The organism is Streptomyces sp. NPDC096311 (assembly GCF_044763085.1).
Classification (GTDB): domain Bacteria; phylum Actinomycetota; class Actinomycetes; order Streptomycetales; family Streptomycetaceae; genus Streptomyces.
On record NZ_JBIWFN010000003.1, the window covers coordinates 492,323 to 511,066 of the forward strand.

14 protein-coding genes are annotated in these 18,744 nt (G+C 72.5%); 7 read left to right on the forward strand and 7 right to left on the reverse strand.

Annotated elements, in window-relative coordinates:
• Positions 1-124 precede the first annotated feature (124 nt).
• Positions 125-2,524, forward strand: a complete 2,400-nt coding sequence (locus ACIRA5_RS10505; protein WP_403689399.1) for a cation-translocating P-type ATPase — start codon at positions 125-127, stop codon at positions 2,522-2,524.
• A gap of 77 nt (positions 2,525-2,601) precedes the next feature.
• On the opposite strand, the gene ACIRA5_RS10510 is transcribed toward ACIRA5_RS10505, so the two are convergent.
• The 4 genes from ACIRA5_RS10510 to ACIRA5_RS10525 all read right to left on the reverse strand — a co-directional run bounded on the left by ACIRA5_RS10510 (position 2,602) and on the right by ACIRA5_RS10525 (position 9,097).
• Entirely contained in the window at positions 2,602-3,366 is a 765-nt protein-coding gene (locus tag ACIRA5_RS10510; protein ID WP_403689401.1) for a calcium-binding protein, read from the reverse strand.
• A 111-nt stretch (positions 3,367-3,477) separates the two neighbouring features.
• Positions 3,478-4,260 carry a DUF5707 domain-containing protein gene (locus ACIRA5_RS10515; RefSeq protein ID WP_403689403.1) on the reverse strand — a complete coding sequence of 261 codons (783 nt, stop codon included), beginning with the start codon at positions 4,258-4,260 and terminating at the stop codon, positions 3,478-3,480.
• 238 nt (positions 4,261-4,498) lie between these two features.
• Positions 4,499-7,732 carry a sacsin N-terminal ATP-binding-like domain-containing protein gene (locus tag ACIRA5_RS10520; RefSeq protein WP_403689405.1) on the reverse strand — a complete coding sequence of 1,078 codons (3,234 nt, stop codon included), beginning with the start codon at positions 7,730-7,732 and terminating at the stop codon, positions 4,499-4,501.
• A gap of 438 nt (positions 7,733-8,170) precedes the next feature.
• Entirely contained in the window at positions 8,171-9,097 is a 927-nt protein-coding gene (locus ACIRA5_RS10525; RefSeq protein WP_403689407.1) for a DUF3027 domain-containing protein, read from the reverse strand.
• 476 nt (positions 9,098-9,573) lie between these two features.
• Between ACIRA5_RS10525 and ACIRA5_RS10530 the strand changes: the two genes are divergently transcribed.
• Genes ACIRA5_RS10530 through ACIRA5_RS10545 form a run of 4 tightly spaced genes read left to right on the forward strand, consistent with a single transcriptional unit; the run spans position 9,574 to position 13,154 of the window.
• Positions 9,574-11,004, forward strand: coding sequence for an MFS transporter (locus tag ACIRA5_RS10530; RefSeq protein WP_403689410.1), 1,431 nt, complete (start codon positions 9,574-9,576; stop codon positions 11,002-11,004).
• Positions 11,005-11,063: 59 nt separating this feature from the next.
• A complete protein-coding gene (locus ACIRA5_RS10535) occupies positions 11,064-11,549 on the forward strand; it encodes a DUF2771 domain-containing protein (RefSeq protein WP_382183447.1) in 486 nt (161 codons plus the stop codon).
• A 26-nt stretch (positions 11,550-11,575) separates the two neighbouring features.
• Complete coding sequence (locus ACIRA5_RS10540) at positions 11,576-12,313, forward strand: futalosine hydrolase (RefSeq protein ID WP_403689413.1); 738 nt, start codon at positions 11,576-11,578, stop codon at positions 12,311-12,313.
• The gene (locus tag ACIRA5_RS10545) at positions 12,291-13,154 is read left to right on the forward strand and encodes a 1,4-dihydroxy-6-naphthoate synthase (protein WP_403689415.1); all 864 of its coding nucleotides are present in this window, start codon (positions 12,291-12,293) and stop codon (positions 13,152-13,154) included. The genes ACIRA5_RS10540 and ACIRA5_RS10545 overlap by 23 nt, the downstream gene beginning before the upstream one ends.
• A 91-nt stretch (positions 13,155-13,245) precedes the next feature.
• Here ACIRA5_RS10545 and ACIRA5_RS10550 read toward each other — a convergent pair whose 3' ends face one another.
• The gene (locus ACIRA5_RS10550) at positions 13,246-13,629 is read right to left on the reverse strand and encodes a cold-shock protein (RefSeq protein WP_352044096.1); all 384 of its coding nucleotides are present in this window, start codon (positions 13,627-13,629) and stop codon (positions 13,246-13,248) included.
• A gap of 205 nt (positions 13,630-13,834) precedes the next feature.
• Here ACIRA5_RS10550 and ACIRA5_RS10555 point away from each other — a divergent pair, with 205 nt between their 5' ends.
• Entirely contained in the window at positions 13,835-14,101 is a 267-nt protein-coding gene (locus tag ACIRA5_RS10555) for a hypothetical protein (RefSeq protein ID WP_403689417.1), read from the forward strand.
• On the opposite strand, the gene ACIRA5_RS10560 is transcribed toward ACIRA5_RS10555, so the two are convergent.
• Together ACIRA5_RS10560 and ACIRA5_RS10565 are read right to left on the reverse strand one after the other, a co-directional pair.
• Positions 14,077-14,748, reverse strand: a complete 672-nt coding sequence (locus ACIRA5_RS10560; protein ID WP_403689419.1) for an HAD family hydrolase — start codon at positions 14,746-14,748, stop codon at positions 14,077-14,079. The genes ACIRA5_RS10555 and ACIRA5_RS10560 overlap by 25 nt on opposite strands.
• A gap of 55 nt (positions 14,749-14,803) precedes the next feature.
• A complete protein-coding gene (locus ACIRA5_RS10565; protein WP_403689422.1) occupies positions 14,804-15,874 on the reverse strand; it encodes a hypothetical protein in 1,071 nt (356 codons plus the stop codon).
• A gap of 250 nt (positions 15,875-16,124) precedes the next feature.
• Between ACIRA5_RS10565 and ACIRA5_RS10570 the strand changes: the two genes are divergently transcribed.
• Positions 16,125-18,713, forward strand: coding sequence for a helicase-associated domain-containing protein (locus tag ACIRA5_RS10570; protein ID WP_403689424.1), 2,589 nt, complete (start codon positions 16,125-16,127; stop codon positions 18,711-18,713).
• Positions 18,714-18,744 lie beyond the last annotated feature (31 nt).

Genomic DNA, 18,744 nt, shown 5'->3' on the forward strand with positions numbered 1-18,744 from the left:
GCTGCGGAGTAACCAGCTCCCCCTACAACCACGGCATCACGCGCCGCCGCCCCGGTCCTCCCCTGGTCGGATCTTTGGGGCACTCGGCGGGTGAAGCCGTATTTCCACACGTACCGTCGAATGCATGACGCACATCGACGCGGGCGCCGAACTCGACCCTGTTCACCCCGTGCCCCTGCCCGCCCCCAAGCGGGCTCCGGGGCTGTCCGCCGCCGAAGTGGCCGAACGGGTCGCCCGCGGCGAGGTGAACGACGTCCCCGTGCGCAGCAGCCGCTCCATGGGCGAGATCGTCCGCGCCAACGTCTTCACCCGGTTCAACGCGATCATCGGTGTGCTCTGGCTGATCATGCTGTTCGTGGCGCCGTTCCAGGACAGCCTGTTCGGGTACGTGATCATCGCCAACACCGGGATCGGCATCATCCAGGAGTGGCGGGCCAAGAAGACCCTGGACTCGCTCGCGGTGATCGGCGAGGCGAAGCCGACGGTCCGCAGGGACGGGGTCGCGGGCGAGATCAGTACGTCGGAGATCGTGCTGGACGACGTGATCGAGATCGGGCCCGGGGACAAGATCGTCGTGGACGGCTCGTGCGTCGAGGCGGACGGTCTGGAGATCGACGAGTCACTGCTCACCGGCGAGGCGGACCCGGTGGTCAAGCGCGCCGGCGACGAGGTGATGTCGGGCAGCTTCGTGGTCGCGGGCGGCGGCGCGTTCACCGCGACGAAGGTGGGCCGGGAGGCGTACGCGGCGCAGCTCGCCGAGGAGGCGTCCCGGTTCACACTGGTCCACTCCGAGCTGCGCAGCGGTATCTCCACGATCCTCAAGTACGTGACGTGGATGATGATCCCGACCGCGATCGGTCTGGTCATCAGCCAGCTCGTGGTCAAGCAGCACGGCTTCAAGGACTCCATCGCCCGTACGGTCGGCGGGATCGTTCCGATGGTCCCCGAGGGCCTCGTCCTGCTCACCTCCGTGGCCTTCGCGATCGGCGTCATCCGGCTTGGCCGGAAACAGTGCCTCGTGCAGGAACTTCCCGCCATCGAAGGCCTCGCCCGCATCGACACCGTCTGCCTCGACAAGACCGGCACCCTCACCGAGGGCGGCATGGACGTCACCGAGCTGCGGCCCGTCCAGGGCGCCGACGAGACGTACATACGCAAGGCCCTCGGGGCGCTCGGCGAGTCCGACCCGCGCCCGAACGCCTCCCTCCAGGCGATCATCAACTCCTACCCGGACAGCGAGGACTGGCGCTGCACCGAGTCGCTGCCGTTCTCCTCGGCCCGCAAGTACAGCGGGGCGTCCTTCAGCGAGGGCAACGGCGAGTCGAGTACGTGGCTGCTCGGCGCCCCCGACGTCCTGCTGCCCGACGGGGATCCGGCGCTCGCCGAGACCGCGCGGCTGAACGAGGACGGGCTGCGGGTGCTGCTGCTCGCCAAGGCCTCGAAGGACCTCGACGACCCCAAGGTGACGGAGGGCGCCCGCCCCACCGCGCTGGTGGTCCTGGAGCAGCGGCTGCGCCCGGACGCGGCGGACACCCTGCGCTACTTCGCCGAGCAGGACGTCAAGGCGAAGGTCATCTCCGGCGACAACGCGATCTCGGTGGGCGCGGTGGCCGGGAAGCTCGGCCTGAGCGGCACTGTCGTGGACGCGCGCCACCTTCCCGACGAGAAGGAGGAGATGGCGAAGTCGCTGGACAAGGGCACGGTGTTCGGACGGGTCACCCCGCAGCAGAAGCGGGACATGGTGGGCGCGCTCCAGTCACGCGGCCACACGGTGGCGATGACGGGCGACGGCGTGAACGACGTGCTCGCCCTGAAGGACGCCGACATCGGCGTGTCCATGGGATCGGGCTCGGAGGCGACCCGGGCGGTGGCCCAGATCGTGCTGCTCAACAACAGCTTCTCGACGCTGCCCTCGGTGGTCGCGGAGGGCCGCCGGGTCATCGGCAACATCACCCGCGTCGCGACCCTCTTCCTGGTGAAGACGGTCTACTCGGTGCTGCTGGCCATCCTGGTGGTGTGCTGGCGGGTCGAATACCCCTTCCTGCCCCGGCACCTGACCCTGCTGTCCACGCTGACCATCGGCATCCCGGCGTTCTTCCTCGCGCTCGCGCCCAACACGGAGCGGGCGAGACCGCACTTCGTCCGGCGGGTCATGCGGTACTCGATCCCCGGCGGCGTCGTCGCGGGCGTCGCCACCTTCATCACGTATCTGGTGGCCCGTCACCACTACACCGGGCCGGGCGAGCTGGACGCGGAGACCAGCGCCGCCACGCTGACACTGTTCCTGATCTCGATGTGGGTGCTGGCGATCATCGCCCGCCCGTACACCTGGTGGCGCGTCGCCCTGGTGGCCTCGATGGGCCTGGCGTTCCTCGTCGTGCTGATCGTGCCGTGGCTCCAGCACTTCTTCGCCCTGAAGCTGGTGGGCGTGCAGATGCCGTGGATCGCGGTGGGCATCTCGGTGGTGGCGGCGGCCACTTTGGAGTTCCTGTGGAAATGGGTGGACCGCCGCTTCCCGGCGTAACCCATCAGGAGGAGAAGAGGCCGGATGCCGCCCGTCAACAGGGCAGCACCCGGCCTTCGTGTCGCGGCCCGCGTGGGTCAGCGCACGTCGATGTAGTCACCGGTGGCGTTGACCGCCGGGGTGGTCGTGGTGCCGGCGAAGGCATAGCGGTAGGTGCCGTCGACGGACGCCTTGACCGTCGTCTTCAGGGCGCCGCCGCTGGTCGTCTTGACCGTCTTGACCGTGGTGTAGGCGCTGGCGCCCTTCTTCTTGAACTGCAGCTTCACCGGCTGACCCGTGTAGCCCACGTACTTCCCGTACTCCCAGCTCGCGCGCGTCAGGGCACCGGTGACCGTGATGGTCTTGCCCTTCTTCACCGGCTCGGGGGCCGCGTTGACCGTCAGCTTGGAGAGGCGCTGGAGCTTGAAGCTGCCCGCCTTCTCCTTCCAGATGAAGTGGGAGTCGTCGCCGTTGGCGTCGACCCAGGCGTCCACGTACCAGGTGCCCGCCTGGTCGCTCGTGACGTCGTACACCCGCGGGTCGACGGTGAAGCTGGTGGAGCAGGTCGACGTCGTGGCGCTCGCGGCGACGCACTTCACCGAGGACGTGGTGAGGATGCCGTAGCCGGGGCCGTTGAGGGTGATGTCGGCGCCCTTGATGCCCTTGTCGTCGGTGGCGGTGACCGAGACCGTGAACTTCTTGACGGTCGCCGCGCCGATGACGACGTCCTTGCCGCCGTTCACGACGACCTTGGTGATCTTCGTGTCCCCCTGGCTGCCGTCCGCGAAGGCCGCGGGCGCCAGAGCGGCTCCGGCTGCGGCGAAGGACGCGAGCAGGGCGACGGTGGTGGTGCGTTTGCGCATGGATTCCCCCCATGGGTTGATGTGCCGGCTGACGAACCGAGCGAGGTGCCAAACGACGAACCCGCGCCCCTGGATGGGACGCGGGGAGAAGCACAAAACAGCTGGTGGTGACTACTGCACGTCGACGTAGTCGCCCGTGGCGCTGACGGCCGGGGTCGTCGTGGTGCCCGCGAAGGAGTAGCGGAAGGTGCCGTCGACGGACGCCGTGACCGTCGTCTTCAGCGCGCCACCCGAGGTCGTCTTGATCGTCTTGACCGTGGTGTAGGCGCTGGCGCCCTTCTTCTTGAACTGCAGCTTCACCGGCTGGCCCGTGTAACCCGTGTACTTGCCGGTCTGCCAGTCGGCGCGGGTCAGGGCACCGGTGACCGTGATGGTCTTGCCCTTCTTCACCGGCTCCGGGGCCGCGTTGACCGTCAGCTTGGAGGCGCGCTGGACGTAGAAGCTCTTGGCGTTGTCCTTCTGGACGTAGTTGGCGTCCTTGCCCTGCGCGATCGCCCAGACCTTCCAGGTGCCCGCGTGCGCGTTGAGCAGCTGCTCGTTGGCCTGGATCGTGAAGGTCTCCTTGCAGTTCGAGGTCGTGCTGCTGACCGCGGTGCAGGTGGCCTTCGCGCCGCCGTTCTCGTTCGGCACGGCGCCGTTGTCGGAGTCGTCGATGTTCGCGCCGTGGTACAGGACCGCGAGCGCCATTTTGATGCCGGAGTTGTCGGAGGCCGTGAAGGTGACCGTGATGGTCTTCTTCGTGGTCGTGCCGAAGACAACCCCCTTGCCGCCGTTGACGACGACGTTGGAGATCTTGGTGTCTCCATGGGCCTCGTCGGCGTGAGCGGCCGGCACGACGAAGGCAGAGAGGGCCAGGGCGCCGGAGACGGCGGCCACAGTGGCGCGAATGCGCATGCGATCCCCAAGTGGAGAAAGGGGCCCCGGTGGTGAGTGGTCGTTCCTCACGGCTCGTCTTCCCTTGGGGCCCAAGTGATCATGGAGTCTGTTGACTCGGGTGATCAGATTCGCGAGGCGAGCGAATGGTTGTACGGCCTGTGGAACCTTTGTGCGGGTATGACGAAGGTCACAGCACGAGCCCGCCGGAGGGGACGCGGACGACCGCGTACGCCCTCCGACGGGCCCCTGCCCGAGCTCAGTCGAACCAGCGGTCCCGGGCCAGTTCCTCCGTGCGGGACGGGTCCTCCAGCAGGGCCGCGACCTCGAAGCGGCGCGGCCACTGTCCGGCCGCCCAGGCGAGGCCGGCCGCCACGCCCTCCAGGGTGGCGGCGTGCAGCACCCCGTCCCGCGTGCGGCGCCAGTCCAATTCGGTGCCGTCGACGACGAGTTCCTCGTGTTCGACGTACGAGGTGGGGGTCGAGGGGCCCAGCAGGACCCGCACGGACTCCGGTACGTCGTGCTCGGTGCCCTCCGAGGTCACCTCGCCGGTCACCGACTCGCTGAGCCGCCGCACCTGGAACAGCTCGGCGAGATCGGCGGCGCGCGCGGGCCGCACGGGGAGCAGCGGCATGCCGCCGGTGAAGGGCAGCAGGTCGGGCGAGTCGACGACCACGGCGTCGGCGGCGTCCACCACGGCCACCTCGCCGTCCACCACGGCCCGCACCTCGTCCGGCAGGGTCACCTGTTCGGGATCGAGGTCGGCCAAGGCCCCGTAGAGGGCGTGGAGTTGCGCTCCGGAGACCTCGCGGTCGGGGTCGGCGAGCCGGTCGAGGAGTTCGGCGGCGCCGCCGGGCTCACCCAGGAGGGCCGCCACGGACGTGCGTACGCCCAGCGCCCGCAGGACCTGCTCGTCGTCGAAACCGGTGGCGTCGGCGGCGTCGTACAGGCCGTGCAGGAGGGGGTCGCCGCCCTCGGCCCGCAGACCAGCCGGACGGCGGCCGTCGAGGACGGGGTGGTCGCGCAGCCACCACGCCGTGTACGGCCGGACGATCTCGTGCGTGCCGTCCGGGAGGAGGATCCGCACCGGCTGGGTGAGCGCGTCCCGCAGGGGCGGCCGGGAGAGCAGGGCGAGTGCCTGCGGCCAGCGGTCGTCGTCGACCAGGTCCAGGTCCCGTACGGCGACGATCTCCGTCGCGACCGGCGGCACCGGCGTGTCGGGCAGCCGGTCGAGGACGTCCTCGCACCACACGTCGACGGCATCCAGCAGACCCGCGTCGTCGGGTTCGGCGAAGTCCGAGTCGCGGGGCTCCAGTTCGTCCGGGTCGAGGACGACGTCGGTGGCGCGGACGAGGGTGAAGTCGGCGAGCACACCACAGGCCGCGAGCGGCTGTTCGCCCCAGCGGTCGGCCAGCTCGCCGTCGACGAGGGCGAGTTCGTCCTCGCGCATGACCTGCGCGAAGGGGCTGCCGGGCAGCACGAGTTCGCCCGCGGGGAGGAGTTCGCCCTCCTCGTCGGGCAGGGCGAGGGCGCCGAGCCAGGGTTCGTCGCCGGGTTCGAGGGCGGCGTCGCGGACGAGGGCGAGGACGAGGTCCGCCAGCTCCTCGGTGTCCGGGGTCTCCTGGTCCCAGGCCGCGCCCTCGTCGTCGAGGGAGGCGGCGACGGCGGCACGCACCTGAGGGGTGGTGAGGACGGCGCGGGGGGTGGCCGGGAGGGCGCCCAGCTTCTCCAGGAGGGGGTGGGCGGCGTCCGGGTGGGCGACCTTGAGGCCGAGGCGGGCGAGGGCGTCGGAGGTGGCGGCCCAGGTGTCGTCGGGAGTAGGTCCGTCGGGGAGCGGCAGCAGGATCTGGCGGGGGCCGATGGTCGTACGGCCGTCGGCGAGCGGTACGGGCAGGCCGGAGAGCCGGTCCGGGTCGACGCCGGCGAGGCTGTCGTACAGCCGCCGCCACCAGCCCGGGTCCTTCTCCAGGCCGGCCAGCCGGTCCACGGCCTCGGTGAGCGGGACGCGGGCGACACCCAGCGTCCGCAGCTCCACCCGGCGTTCCAGCCCGGCGGGCAGCAGGCTGGGGATCACCTCGGCGAGGACGCGGACGGTATCGGCACCGGCGCCCTCGACGACCTCGGCGTCGCGCGGCCGGAGGGCGTCCGGGTTCTCCGCGATCTCCGCGATCTCCGCGATCTCCGCGAGAGCGATCCCGGCCCCGGTCGCGTCGCTCTCGCCCTCGGGCCAGTCCACCGGAGTGTCCTGGTCCTTGGCCTGCGGGACGGCGGGCGGCAGGAAGGCGGTACGCGGCAGCCGGTCCAGGATCGCCTGGCGCAGGGTGCCGTCCAGCTCGCCCTTGCCGAGGGGGCCGGGCACGAGGTCGATGATCCCGGTGTCCACGGGGCGCCAGGCGGCGAGGAGTTCGGCGTAGGCGTCCGCGGCGCGCTCCACCAGGAACTCGGTGAGCGGACCGGGCGCGGCATGGCGCCGGGTGGTGTCGAGCGGGAGGGAGGCGATGAGGAGGGCCGGCACGCCGAGGGGTTCGTCGCTGGGGGTGGGCGCGTGCACGACGGGGCTGGTACGGGGCCTGGCGGGCGTGCCGTCCTCGTCCACCGGGACGGCCCAGGTCACCGACCAGTGCGGGCGCAGGCGCTCCTCGACCGGGCGGTCGGCGAGCAGGGCGGGGTCGAGGGGGCCGTGGTGGGAGACGGTGCGGTAGGGCGTGGTGCCGTGGCGGGAGTCCTCGATGGTGACGCCGTGCTCGTCGCCGCGGCGCCGCAGCGTGCGGACGTCCTCGCCGCCCTCCCCGACCTCGACGATCACTTCCTCCAGGCCCGGGAGGGCGAGCAGGAGGGCGTCGTCGATGTTCTGCAGGAGGCGCTCGGCGAGGCCCTCGGCGGCGGGGTCGCGCAGCGGGAGGATCACGACGGTGTCGTACGGGTCCGGGGCGGTGCCCTCGGCCGCGAACGGCAGCCGCAGCAGCGGCACATGACCGTCGCGCCGACGGATCTCGTCCCCGAGGCCCGGGCTGTGGCGGGCGGTGTCCGCCGCCAGTTCGCGGGCCTCGGCGAGGGACCAGCGCACGCCGCCGTGCCGGCCGACCACGGCGGGCTCGTCGGTCACCGCGAGGACGGCCGCGAAGCCGACGCCGAAGCGGCCGACGGCGGTGTCGTGCGCGTCCCGCTTCGCGGAGGCGCGGAGGGTGGCGAGCGATTCGACGCCGGCCGCGTCGAGGGGGGCGCCGGTGTTGGCCGCGAGGAGCACTCCGTCGCGGAGGGTGAGGCGGAGACGGCCGGGGACGCCGGCGCGGGCTGCCGCGTCGGCGGCGTTCTGGGCGAGCTCGACGACGAGCCGGTCCCGGTAGCCGCCGAGGACGAGGTCCTCCTCGGCGTTGGCGTCCTCGCGGAACCGGGCCGGGCTGGTGGCCCAGGCGTCCTGCACGCCGCGGCGCAGGCGGGCCGTGCCGAACGGGTCCGCGCCCTCGGCTGCCGGCCGCACGAACTTGCTCACGGTTCACTCTCCCTCTCGCTTCGCGCGATCGCGAGCGCTGGGCTCGGCCGCGGCATGAAGGTACCGCGCGGCGGAAGGGGTTCCGGCCCGGCCCACGGTGCGTGCGAGCCGCCGGGGGGCCTGAACCGGGGCTACGCCCCGGAATCCCCGCCCACAGATCCCCTGCCTGCGGGCCGGTGGGGGCTGGTCGCGCGGTTCCCCGCGCCCCTGAAAACCCGCGGGCACCCGGCGTTCCAGGGCCCGTGCCTCCGCCCGCCCGATTCGTTTGGCTGCGGGCCCGGCGGGGGCCGGTCGCGCAGTTCCCCGCGCCCCTTGCAGGGGCGCTGCGCGCATCTTCAGCCTGTCCGGCATGTGAGGACGAGGCCGTTCAGGCCGATGCGGGGGTCAGGGGCGGAGCCCCTGGGATGGGTCGGGTAGGGGCGGCGGGGGCGAGGGAACCTACGAGTGGCCCAGTTCGGCTGCGGTTTCGTCGGGGGTGAGGGAGACCGAACCGGAGTCCGGGGACGGGCGCAGGGGGAAGGGGTCCACCTGGGTCTCGTCGATGACCGGAGGGGCCGGGCGGGGAGGTTTGGGCATGACCGCGGCCTCGGAGTGGCCGCCACAGCCGTAGGAGAGCGAGACGACACGCCCGTCCGCCGGAGAGAACTCGTTCGCGCAGACACCGAACGCCTGCCCGAGCGAGCCCCCGATGGGGTTCAGGAAGCCACAACTGACGCAGGACGCGGGGGCGGCCTGGGCCATCGCCGTCTTGGGGCCGTACGACTCCTCCCAGCGGTCGGCCGCGACATGCAGGCCGTAGCGGGAGAGGACACGCGCCCGGCGCAGGCCGAGTTCCTCCGCGACGGCCGCGATCGAGCCGCGGCGCGGGGCGAACGGCAGGTGCGCGGGGGTACCGGCGGTGACCTCGGCGTCCTCCGCCTCGACCAGTTCCGCCATGTCCTGGGAGACCGCGGAGTTCGGCGCGGGCTCGTCCTCCCCGGAGAAACCGGGCTCCAGACGCAGATCCTCGGCGTCCGTGGGCAGCAGGTCGCCCGGGCCCATGTCCCCGGGACGCAGCCGCTCGCTCCACGGCACCCACTCGGGGGCGAGCAGGGAGTCGGGGCCGGGCAGCAGCACCGTCTCGTCGAGCGTGACGACCTTCGCGCGGGAGGCACGGGCGACGGTGACGGCCCAGCGCCAGCCGCGGTACCCGAACTCCTTGCACTCGAAGTAGTGCGTGACAACGCGGTCCCCCTCGGAGACCAGTCCCACGTACTCGCCGACGACGCCGGGGGCGGCGGCCTCCTCGGCGGCGGTGCGCGCGAGGTCGACGGCCTCGGCGCACAGGCGGTCGGGGGTGCGGCTTCGCGTTGTCGCTGCGCTCACAGGTATCGCTTCTCTCCTACGCCGTCTCACGGGTGCGCCATTCCTCGGCGGGAGTGCGGACGGAGCGGACCGGTGGGCCGCGTCGACGTCCACGCCCGATCGCACTCGGGCGCACCTACGTCATCCATTCTGCGGGATGACCGAGAGGCGCGCGGCCGAGAACAACCGCCGCAGGCGCGCTACGCACGCTACCTTCTCCTGAGCCCTGGGCCCACACCGGCGGGGCGCTTCCGCACTCCGCGCCAGGTTTCCGGACCGCTCCGAGGCAGTGTTTTCCCACCCCACACGCCCTCTCGTACGGATCGAAAAGAACCTCGCACAACCGTCGCGGTCGGCCGGAAAACGCTCCTCGCCCCCGCCCCGGTCCGGTTCGGCACCCCGACACGCGCCCCGCATACGGCCCGTCACCAGCCCACTCGGCCGCCATACGCGCGGTAACCCCACTACGTACGCACTTCTCGGGGCACTATTGCGGAGTGGCAGCCGCAAGGTCGCCCCAAGGAGCCGCCGGTGTCGGCGCTGCCAAGGGGGGCACCAGAAGTGGCGGATCGGGCCGGATGACCGGTTCCGTCCGCGCGGTGGGCCGTGCCCTGCATTTCCCGGTGACCGGAACGGCGCGCGGGATCCGCAAGGCGACCCACGCGCACGGAGCGGGCGAATCCGGCCTCGGGAAACTGATCGAGCTGCACGCGGTGAACGGCGCCGGCGATGTCATGATCACCGTCGCGCTCGCCTCCACCGTCTTCTTCTCGGTGCCCACCGACGAGGCACGCGGGCGCGTCGCTCTCTACCTCGCCATCACCATGGCGCCGTTCACCGTCCTCGCCCCGGTGATCGGCCCGCTTCTGGACCGTCTGCCGCACGGCCGCCGGGCCGCGATGGCGGGCGCGATGTTCGCCCGGGCCCTGCTCGCGCTGCTGCTGTCGGGCGCGGTCGTGACCGGCAGCCTGGAGCTGTATCCCGCCGCGCTGGGAGTGCTGGTCGCGTCCAGGTCGTACGGGGTCGTACGAAGCGCCGTGGTGCCGCGGCTGTTGCCACCCCGGTTCTCCCTGGTGAAGGCGAATTCCCGGGTCACCCTGGGCGGACTCCTGGCCACCGGCATCGCCGCGCCGATCGGGGCGGGGTTGCAGGCCCTCGGCCCGCGCTATCCGCTCTACGGCGCCTTCGTCATCTTCATCGCGGGCACGTTCCTGTCGTTCACGCTGCCGCCCAAGGTCGACTCGGCCAAGGGCGAGGACCGGGCGCTGCTGGTCGCGGACGAGGAGCATCTGCACGGACCGCAGCTCATCAAGGACAAGCTGCGGCGGCCGGGACTGCGCACCGTCGGTACGGCCGTCACCCACGCCCTCGGCGCCAACGCGGCCCTGCGCTGTCTCTCCGGCTTCCTGATCTTCTTCCTCGCCTTCCTGCTCCGCGAGCACCCGCTCACCGGCGAGAGCGCGGCCGTCTCGCTCGGGATAGTGGGCGTCTCGGCGGGCGCGGGCAACGCGCTCGGCACGGCGGTCGGGGCCTGGCTGAAATCGCGCGCCCCGGAGATCATCATCGTGACGGTCGTCGCGTGCGTGCTGGGCGCCGCGATCACCGCCGCCCTCTTCTTCGGGGCCTTCCTGGTGGCCTGTCTGACGGCGGTCGCGGGGTTCTCGCAGGCGCTCGCCAAGCTCTCCCTGGACGCGCTGATCCAGCGGGACGTGCCGGAACTCGTCCGTACGTCGGCGTTCGCGCGCTCGGAGACGCTGTTGCAGGTGGCCTGGGTGTTCGGCGGCGCGATCGGCATCGTGCTGCCCCTCAACGGCACGCTCGGCCTGTCGGTGGCCGCCGCGATCGTCGCCGTCGGATGGCTGACCACCACGCGAGGGCTGCTCGGCGCGGCGCGGCGCGGGGGCCCGGCGCGCTCACGCGTGGCCTGACGGCGGCACGCCGTACCCCACGTGGGGAGAGCGGTGGACGTGCCCGATAGCCTTCGGCCATGACCTCCCTGCCCCGCGGCAGAGCCGCCAATGGACATCGCCGTCGCGCCGTTGCCGCTCTCGGCGCCGTTTCCGCCGGACTTCTCGTCCTGTCCGCCTGTGACAAGCCGACGCCGCTGGCCACCATCACGGTCGGCAAGAACTCCGTCAGCTCCGAGACCGACTGCTACAACGACGGCAAGGAGGTGAAGGCCGCGGACCTGGCCAAGTGCCTCAAGGGCACGGACATCAAGTCCATCAAGGTCGACCCCGACGAGACCGTCCGGTTCGGTGTGGACCCGAAGATCGCCGACAACGGCTGGACGATCCTGATGAACGGTCAGCCGCTGACCGACTCCAGCAAGAAGACGTACCGCACGATCCCGGGCAGCGTGTTCTTCAACGCGCAGTACGGCGCGAGCGGCAACTCCACGCTGGTCTCCATCAAGGAGGGCGACAAGACGGTGACCGGGCTGTGGACCTTCAAGTTCAAGAAGGACGCCTGATCGCTGCCGCTGGGCTGAAGGTGCTGGTGGCCACCGCCGTTCCCGTGGAGAGGGACGCGGTGGCCGGGGCGTTCACGGCCACCGGCCGTTCGCTGCGGCTGCCCGGGACGACCCTGGAGCGGCTGTCCCCGGCCGCCCGCGACAGCACGTCCGCCCGCGTGAGCCTCGACCTGCTGGCCGCCGGGGTGGGGCCCGCTCCGGCCGCCGCGTCCACCGCGGGCGCGCTCACCGCGGCCGCCCTGGACGGCGCCCCCTACGACCTCGTCGTCTCCACCGGGATCGGGGGCGGTTTTCAGCCGGAGGCTCCGGTGGGGTCTCTTGTCGTCGCCGACGAGATCACCGTGGCGGACCTGGGCGCCGAGACCGCGGACGGGTTCCTGCCGGTCACCGAGCTCGGGTTCGGGACCGTCAGCCACCGTCCGCCATCATCACTCGTACGAGAAGTCGTGTCGGCCACGGGTGGACGCGCCGGAACCGTACTGACCGTGTCCACCGTGACGGGCAGCGCCGAGCGCGCCGCCGAGCTGCGGGCCCGCCACCCGCGCGCCCTCGCCGAGGCCATGGAGGGCTTCGGCGTCGCCGAGGCGGCCGCCGCGCACGGTGTGCCCGTGCTGGAGATGCGCGCGGTCTCCAACCCCGTCGGCCCGCGCGACCGCGCCGCCTGGCGCATCGGGGAGGCTCTCGCGGCCCTCACCGAGGCGTTCGGGAAGCTCGCGCCCGTCCTGGAGAGTTGGAACCCACATGACCCAGACCACCAGCCCTGAGAAGACGCTGCAGATCGCGTACTCGCCCTGCCCGAACGACACCTTCGTCTTCGACGCCTGGGCCCACGGCCGCGTCCCGGGCGCGCCCGCGCTCGACGTGACCTTCGCGGACATCGACATCACCAACGGCATGGCCGAGCGCGGCGAGTTCGACGTGCTGAAGGTGTCGTACGCCGTCCTGCCGTACGTCCTCGACGAGTACGCGCTGCTGCCGTGCGGGGGCGCACTGGGCCGGGGCTGCGGGCCGCTGGTCCTCACCCGTGAGCCGGACGCGGACCTGACCGGGCGCACGGTCGCCGTGCCGAGCGAGCGGTCGACCGCCTACCTGCTCTTCCGTCTCTGGGCCGCGGACACCGTTCCCGGCGGGGTCGGCGAGATCGTCGTCATGCCCTTCCACGAGATCATGCCGGCGGTACGGGACGGGAAGGTCGACGCCGGACTCGTCATCCACGAGGCCCGTTTCACGTACCAGAACTACGGGCTGCACAAGCTCGCCGACATGGGCGAGCACTGGGAGCGCACGACCGGACTGCCCATCCCCCTCGGCGCGATCATCGCCAAGCGCGCGCTGGGCGAGGAGCGTCTGAAGGGCCTCGCCGACGCCGTCCGTGCCTCGGTCCGCGCCGCCTGGGACGACCCGGAGATCTCCCGCCCCTACGTCCTCGAACACGCCCAGGAGATGGACCCGGCCGTCGCCGACCAGCACATCGGCCTGTACGTCAACGAGTTCACCGCCGACCTCGGGGAGGACGGCTACGCCGCGATCCGGGGCCTGCTCACCCGCGCCGCCGCCGAAGGACTGGTCCCGGCACTCGGACCCCACGCCCTGTCGTTCCCCTGATCCCCGGCCGACGGCATGGACGGGGCCGGGAGGCAGTTCACGCCCCCCGGCCCGGATACGCCTCCGGCGCTTCCTTCCGCCCGCCCGCGGGCTATACGTCGAGTTGGTCGGCGACCGCTCGCAGAAGGCCCGCGATCTTCTTGCCGGAGGTCTTCTCGGGGTAGCGGCCCTTCTCCAGCATCGGCGTGATGTTCTCGAGAAGGGTCGTCAGATCCTGCACGATGGAGGCCAGTTCGTCCGGCTTACGGCGCTGGGCGGCCGCGACGGAGGGGGTCGGGTCCAGGATGGTCACCGAAAGCGCCTGGTCACCGCGCTGTCCGGCGACGACGCCGAACTCCACGCGCTGGCCGGGCTTGAGCACATCTACTCCGGCGGGCAGGACCGAGGAATGAACGAAGACGTCGCCGCCGTCGTCGCGGGAGAGAAAGCCGAAGCCCTTCTCGCTGTTGAACCACTTGACCTTGCCGGTAGGCACGTCTGTCCTCGTCCTCGTACTCGTCGGAAACTGCTCTGAAACTGCACGGGCGCACACTCGGGCCGTTGCACGGGCAACGGTCGGAAACTGCCCCGGATAGCACTACAGCGGGTCGTCGACCCGCCGGTACCAAGGCTAATGGTCCCGGGGCCGGTGACAAGACGTCGCCGGATTGTTCCTTCGCGCTGGGAACTACCCTGGTCCGGTGCGTGACAAAACCCAACCGAATTCCGCCGAGCCCGGTGACCGGCTGATCCGTGCCGGTGCCATCGTGTTCTTCATCGGAGCCGTGGCCACACTGTTCACTGTGGCCCCGCTACTCCTCCATACGACGCCTTTTCCGACGTATATGTTCGGCTTGAGCATGCTCATGGGCGTCGGCTTCCTGATCGCCGCGGCGGGGGTGTTCCGGTCCATCGCCGCGGGACGCCGTCAGGCCCGCGCGATTCAGGCCCGTACTGCCTCCCGGTAATCCCCCCGGTAGTCGCTCAGCCACGCCGGGAACTCCGTCAGGTCGGCCAGCACGACATCCGCGCCCGCCACGCGCAACTCCGCCGCGTCGCACGGGCCGGTGGCGACCGCGACGGAGTACGCGTCCGCGGTGCGCGCACCGCGGACGTCGCCGGTGTGGTCGCCGACGTACACGCTCGCGCCGTGCTCCCGCAGCGCCTGCGCCTTCTGCTCGGCCCACAGGTTGCCGACGACCGCGTCGGCGTCGATGCCCAGGTGGTCCAGATGCAGTTTGGCGTTGGGCTCCCACTTCGCGGTGACCACGACCGCGCGCCCGCCCGCCGCGCGGACCGCCGCGACGGCCTCGCGGGCGCCGGGCATCGCGAGCGTGCCCGTGATCGCGTGCGCGGGGTACATCTCGCGGTAGAGGTCGGCGATCGCGGGCACCTGGTCCGCCGGGAACCAGTTGATCAACTCCTCCGCCAGCGGCGGTCCGAGGCGCGTGACGGCCAGGTCGCAGTCGATGTACGTCCCCGTGCGCTCCGAAAGTGCCTGGTAGCAGGCGTGGATGCCGGGGCGGGAGTCGATCAGGGTCATGTCGAGGTCGAAGCCGACGGTCAGCAGGTGGGGAGTCCGGGGGGTCGTCGATGCGATAGGCATATGGACCATTGTGCCCACGCGCCCATGTGCCCATGTAAGGGCCGGTGGCGGTCGGTCGCGCGGGTCAGCGGCGTCGCTGGGAGCGCCACACCAGGTACAGCGCCGAGGCCACGGCCGCGCCCCTGACCACCCACGGCCAGGTCTGCGCGACCGCCTCGTTCATGTGCCCCTTGACGATCGGATCGCCCCAGCGGCCGTCCGTACGGCCCCACAGCCAGACGACGCCCGCCGTCACGGCCAGCCCCGGCATGCCGAGCACGGCCCACTTCGACTCGAGGGGGCTCAGCCGGCGGGAGGCCCAGGCGATGAGCCAGCCGAGGCCGAGGGCGAACCAGTTGCCGAGGGCGGCGCCGACGACGAGGAGGACGGCGGACAGCAGAAGGAGGGGGTTGCTCCAGTTGCCGGGGCGGGGGAGCCGACGACGGGGCGCGGCGGCGACGTCGGAATCTTCGACGGGGGCGGACTTCTCGGCCTTGGGCGACTTGACCGACTTGGAGGGCTTGGAGGGCTTGGAAGACCTGGAAGACCTGGAGGACTTGGCGGACTTGGCCGGATCGTCCCCGTCCCCGGTCGCGTCCTCGTCGTCGTCCTCGTGCTGCGGTGGCGGTTTGAGCAGCTCGGGGATCTCCACGCCGCCGACGAATCCCGGCACGCTGTCCCCCAGCCCGAACGGGCTGGTGTCCTTGCGCCACCAGTCCGGATCCGCGGAGCTGTCGCCCAGTTCGTGCGTGCTCGCGAGGTGGGGCGGGGAGGGGGCGTCGTCGGCCTCGGTGGGGCGGGGCGTGGGTTTCGGTTCCGCCGGGCGCGGCCTCGGGACGACTCGGCGCAGGCCCTTGGGGCGGTCGGCGTCCTGGCCGGCGCGCTGGGTGGGGACGGCGGCCCAGGTGTCCGTACCGGCCTCGGGGGCGCCCTCGCGGGCGGCGGCGACGATGTCGTCCGGGGTGCCGAGGCGGGAGAGGATGCGGCGGACGGCGGCCGGGCTGTCGACGGGGGCCTTCGCCCGGCGTCGGTCGATCTCGTTGCGCAGCTCCGACACGAGTCGCATGCGGGTGGCCGAGGGCAGCTGGCGCTGCTGGGCCAGGTCTCCGACGCGGCTCAGATAGTCGAATACGAGCTGGTCGCTCTCAATCCCCACGAAGTCCCCTCCGGGGCGCGCACGTTAGAGACCCCGTGGCCACGACGGTACCGCGTACACCCCGAGTTCTTCGCCCCCAGACCCCCGGGTGGGGGCGTCGGGGCGCAGCCCCGGGCCCCAGGGGCGCGGGGAACTGCGCGGCCAGCCCCCACCGGCCGTCAACTGAGCAACACACCCGGGGTGCGGGGCGTAGCCCTGGGGATGGGGTGGGTAGGGGCGGCGGGGGCGAGAAACCACTACCGTTGAGCGGATGAGCACAGAGGAGCACCCCCAGCCGGACCGCGCCCCGCAGGGCACCGCTCCGCGCTCCCTCGCGGAAGCCCTCCGCGCCCGGGACGACGCCTCCCTGTCGGCCCTCCTCCGCACCCGCCCCGACCTCATCACCCCCGTCCCCACGGACCTCACCCAGCTCGCCACCCGCGCCGGCACCCGCGCCTCGGTGGTCCGCGCCCTGGAGCGCCTGGACCGGTTCGCGCTCCAGACCGCGGAGGCCCTCGCCGTCGCGTCGGACCCGGCGGCGCACGACGAACTGCTCGCACTCCTAGCGGGCGACGACAAGGACCCCGCGGTCACGGCGGCGTTCCCGCGCGCTCTGGGGACGCTGCGCGAGCAGGCCCTGGTGTGGGGCCCCGACGACCGCCTGCGCCTCGTACGGACGGCGCGCGAGCTGCTCGCGCCGTCTCCTCAGCACCCGTCCCCCACCGGCCTGGGCCCGACCGTCGCCGAAGCCACGGCCGGGATGTCCCCGGGGCGTATCCAGGAGATCGTGGCCGAGGCCGGACTGCCGACCACCCACGACTCCGTCTCCGCGGTCACCTCGCTCACCGCGCTGTTCACCGACCGGGCCCGGATGTCGGCGCTCCTCGACACCGCCCCCGCCGAGGCGGTGGACGTGCTGTCCCGGCTGGTGTGGGGCCCGCCGTACGGCCAGGTGACCGCCGACCCGGCACGCCACCTGCGCTGGCTGATCGACCGCGGGCTGCTGCTGCCGACGGCACCCGGCACGGTCGTACTGCCCCGGGAGGTCGCCCTGCATCTGCGGGCGGGCCGCGCGCACCGGGCGACGGAACCGGTGGCCCCGGCGGTCGAGGCAGCGCGGACGCACCGTCCACAGGTTGTGGACAGTGCGGCGGCGGGCCAGGCGTACACGGCTCTCGCCACCGTCGAGGAGCTGCTGAAGGACTGGCACGAGGGCGGGCCCGCCGTACTGCGTGCCGGTGGGCTCAGCGTGCGGGACCTGAAGCGGACGGCGGTGGCGCTGGACGTCGCGGAGCCGGTGGCCGCGTTCTGGGTCGAGCTCGCCTACGCGGCGGGACTGCTGGCCTCGGACGGGGAGGCCGACGAGCGGTACGCGGCCACCCCCGCCCATGACGAGTGGCTGGAGAGGCCCGCCGCCGAACGGTGGGCCACGCTCGCCTCGGCCTGGCTGGCCGCGACCCGCACGGCGGGCCTGATCGGCGGGCGGGACACGAAGGACCGTACGTTGTCGGCGCTGGGACCCGGCCTCGACCGCTCGGCGGCCCCCGAGGTCCGCCACCGCGTCCTCACCCTCCTCGCCACCCTGCCCGAGGGCGCCGCCGCCACCCCGGACTCGGTCCTCGCCCACCTCCAGTGGGAGCGTCCGCTGCGCGGGGACCGGAGCACGGCCGAGGATCTGCGGGCCCGGCTCGCCCGGTGGACGCTGTCCGAGTCGGAGCTGCTGGGAGTCACCGGCCGGGGCGCCCTCTCGGCGCAGGGGCGGGCGCTGCTGGGGCTGCCGTCGGCGAGCGTGCGGGAGACCGGGACGCGCGCCCCGTCCGGTCCCGGCGACAAGCTCCCCGCCCACAAGCACCACCGCCCCGCCGTCGAAGCCCCCCTCTCCGAAACCCCGCGCTCCCCCGCCGAGCAGGCCGCCGCCGTCGCCCACGCCGCCCGGCTCCTCGCCCCGCTGCTGCCCGAGCCCCTGGACCACGTCCTCCTCCAGGCGGACCTGACCGCCGTCGCCCCCGGCCCGCTGGAGCGGCCCCTCGCCGACACGCTCGGCGTGCTCGCGGACGTCGAGTCGAAGGGCGGGGCGACGGTCTACCGCTTCACCCCGGGGTCGGTGCGGCGGGCTCTGGACGCGGGCCGGTCGGCCTCGGACCTGCACGCGTTCCTCGCGGCCCACTCCCGCACGCCCGTCCCGCAGCCGCTCGCCTATCTGATCGACGACGTGGCGCGCCGGCACGGCCATCTGCGGATCGGCGCGGCCTCGGCGTACGTCCGCTGCGACGACGACGCGCTGCTGAGCGAGATCCTCGCCGACAAGCGCTCGCAGGGACTGCGGCTGCGCCGCCTCGCACCCACCGTGCTCGCCGCCCAGGCCGACCCGGCGGCCCTGCTGGAGGGCCTGCGCTCGATGGGTTTCGCGCCCGCCGCGGAGTCCGCCGAGGGCGATGTGCTGATCACCCGCGCGCATGCCCACCGCACCCCGCCGCGCTCCGCCCCCGTGCCGGTCCCGGACGGTCCGCCGGTGCCCGACGCCACCCTCCTCGGTGCCGCGATCCGCGCCATCCGCGCCGGTGACCTGGCCTCCACGACCCCGCGCAAGGACACGCAGGCACCGGCGCCGGGGACCGGCGAGCTGCCGCGCACCAGCTCCGCCGAGACCCTCGCCACCATGCAGGCCGCCGTCATGACCGGTGAGGCGGTGTGGATCGGGTACGTGAACGCCGAGGGCGCCGCCAGCCAGCGCGTGATCGCCCCGATCCGGGTGGAGGGCGGCTTCGTGACGGCGTACGACCACACCGCGGACGAGGTCCGCACCTATCCGTTGCACCGCGTGACGGGGGTCGCCGAGCTCGCCGACGACCAGCCGTGATCACCGCCCCTTGAGGCACACTGGACGTTTG

Excerpts from the sequence above, each read along its gene's own strand:
- ACIRA5_RS10505 (WP_403689399.1), top strand. The coding sequence starts at position 125 with ATGACGCACATCGACGCGGGCGCCGAACTCGACCCTGTTCACCCCGTG.
- ACIRA5_RS10510 (WP_403689401.1), bottom strand. The coding sequence starts at position 3,366 with ATGCGCAAACGCACCACCACCGTCGCCCTGCTCGCGTCCTTCGCCGCA.
- ACIRA5_RS10515 (WP_403689403.1), bottom strand. The coding sequence starts at position 4,260 with ATGCGCATTCGCGCCACTGTGGCCGCCGTCTCCGGCGCCCTGGCCCTC.
- ACIRA5_RS10535 (WP_382183447.1), top strand. The coding sequence starts at position 11,064 with ATGACCTCCCTGCCCCGCGGCAGAGCCGCCAATGGACATCGCCGTCGC.
- ACIRA5_RS10545 (WP_403689415.1), top strand. The coding sequence starts at position 12,291 with ATGACCCAGACCACCAGCCCTGAGAAGACGCTGCAGATCGCGTACTCG.
- ACIRA5_RS10560 (WP_403689419.1), bottom strand. The coding sequence starts at position 14,748 with ATGGTCCATATGCCTATCGCATCGACGACCCCCCGGACTCCCCACCTG.
- ACIRA5_RS10570 (WP_403689424.1), top strand. The coding sequence starts at position 16,125 with ATGAGCACAGAGGAGCACCCCCAGCCGGACCGCGCCCCGCAGGGCACC.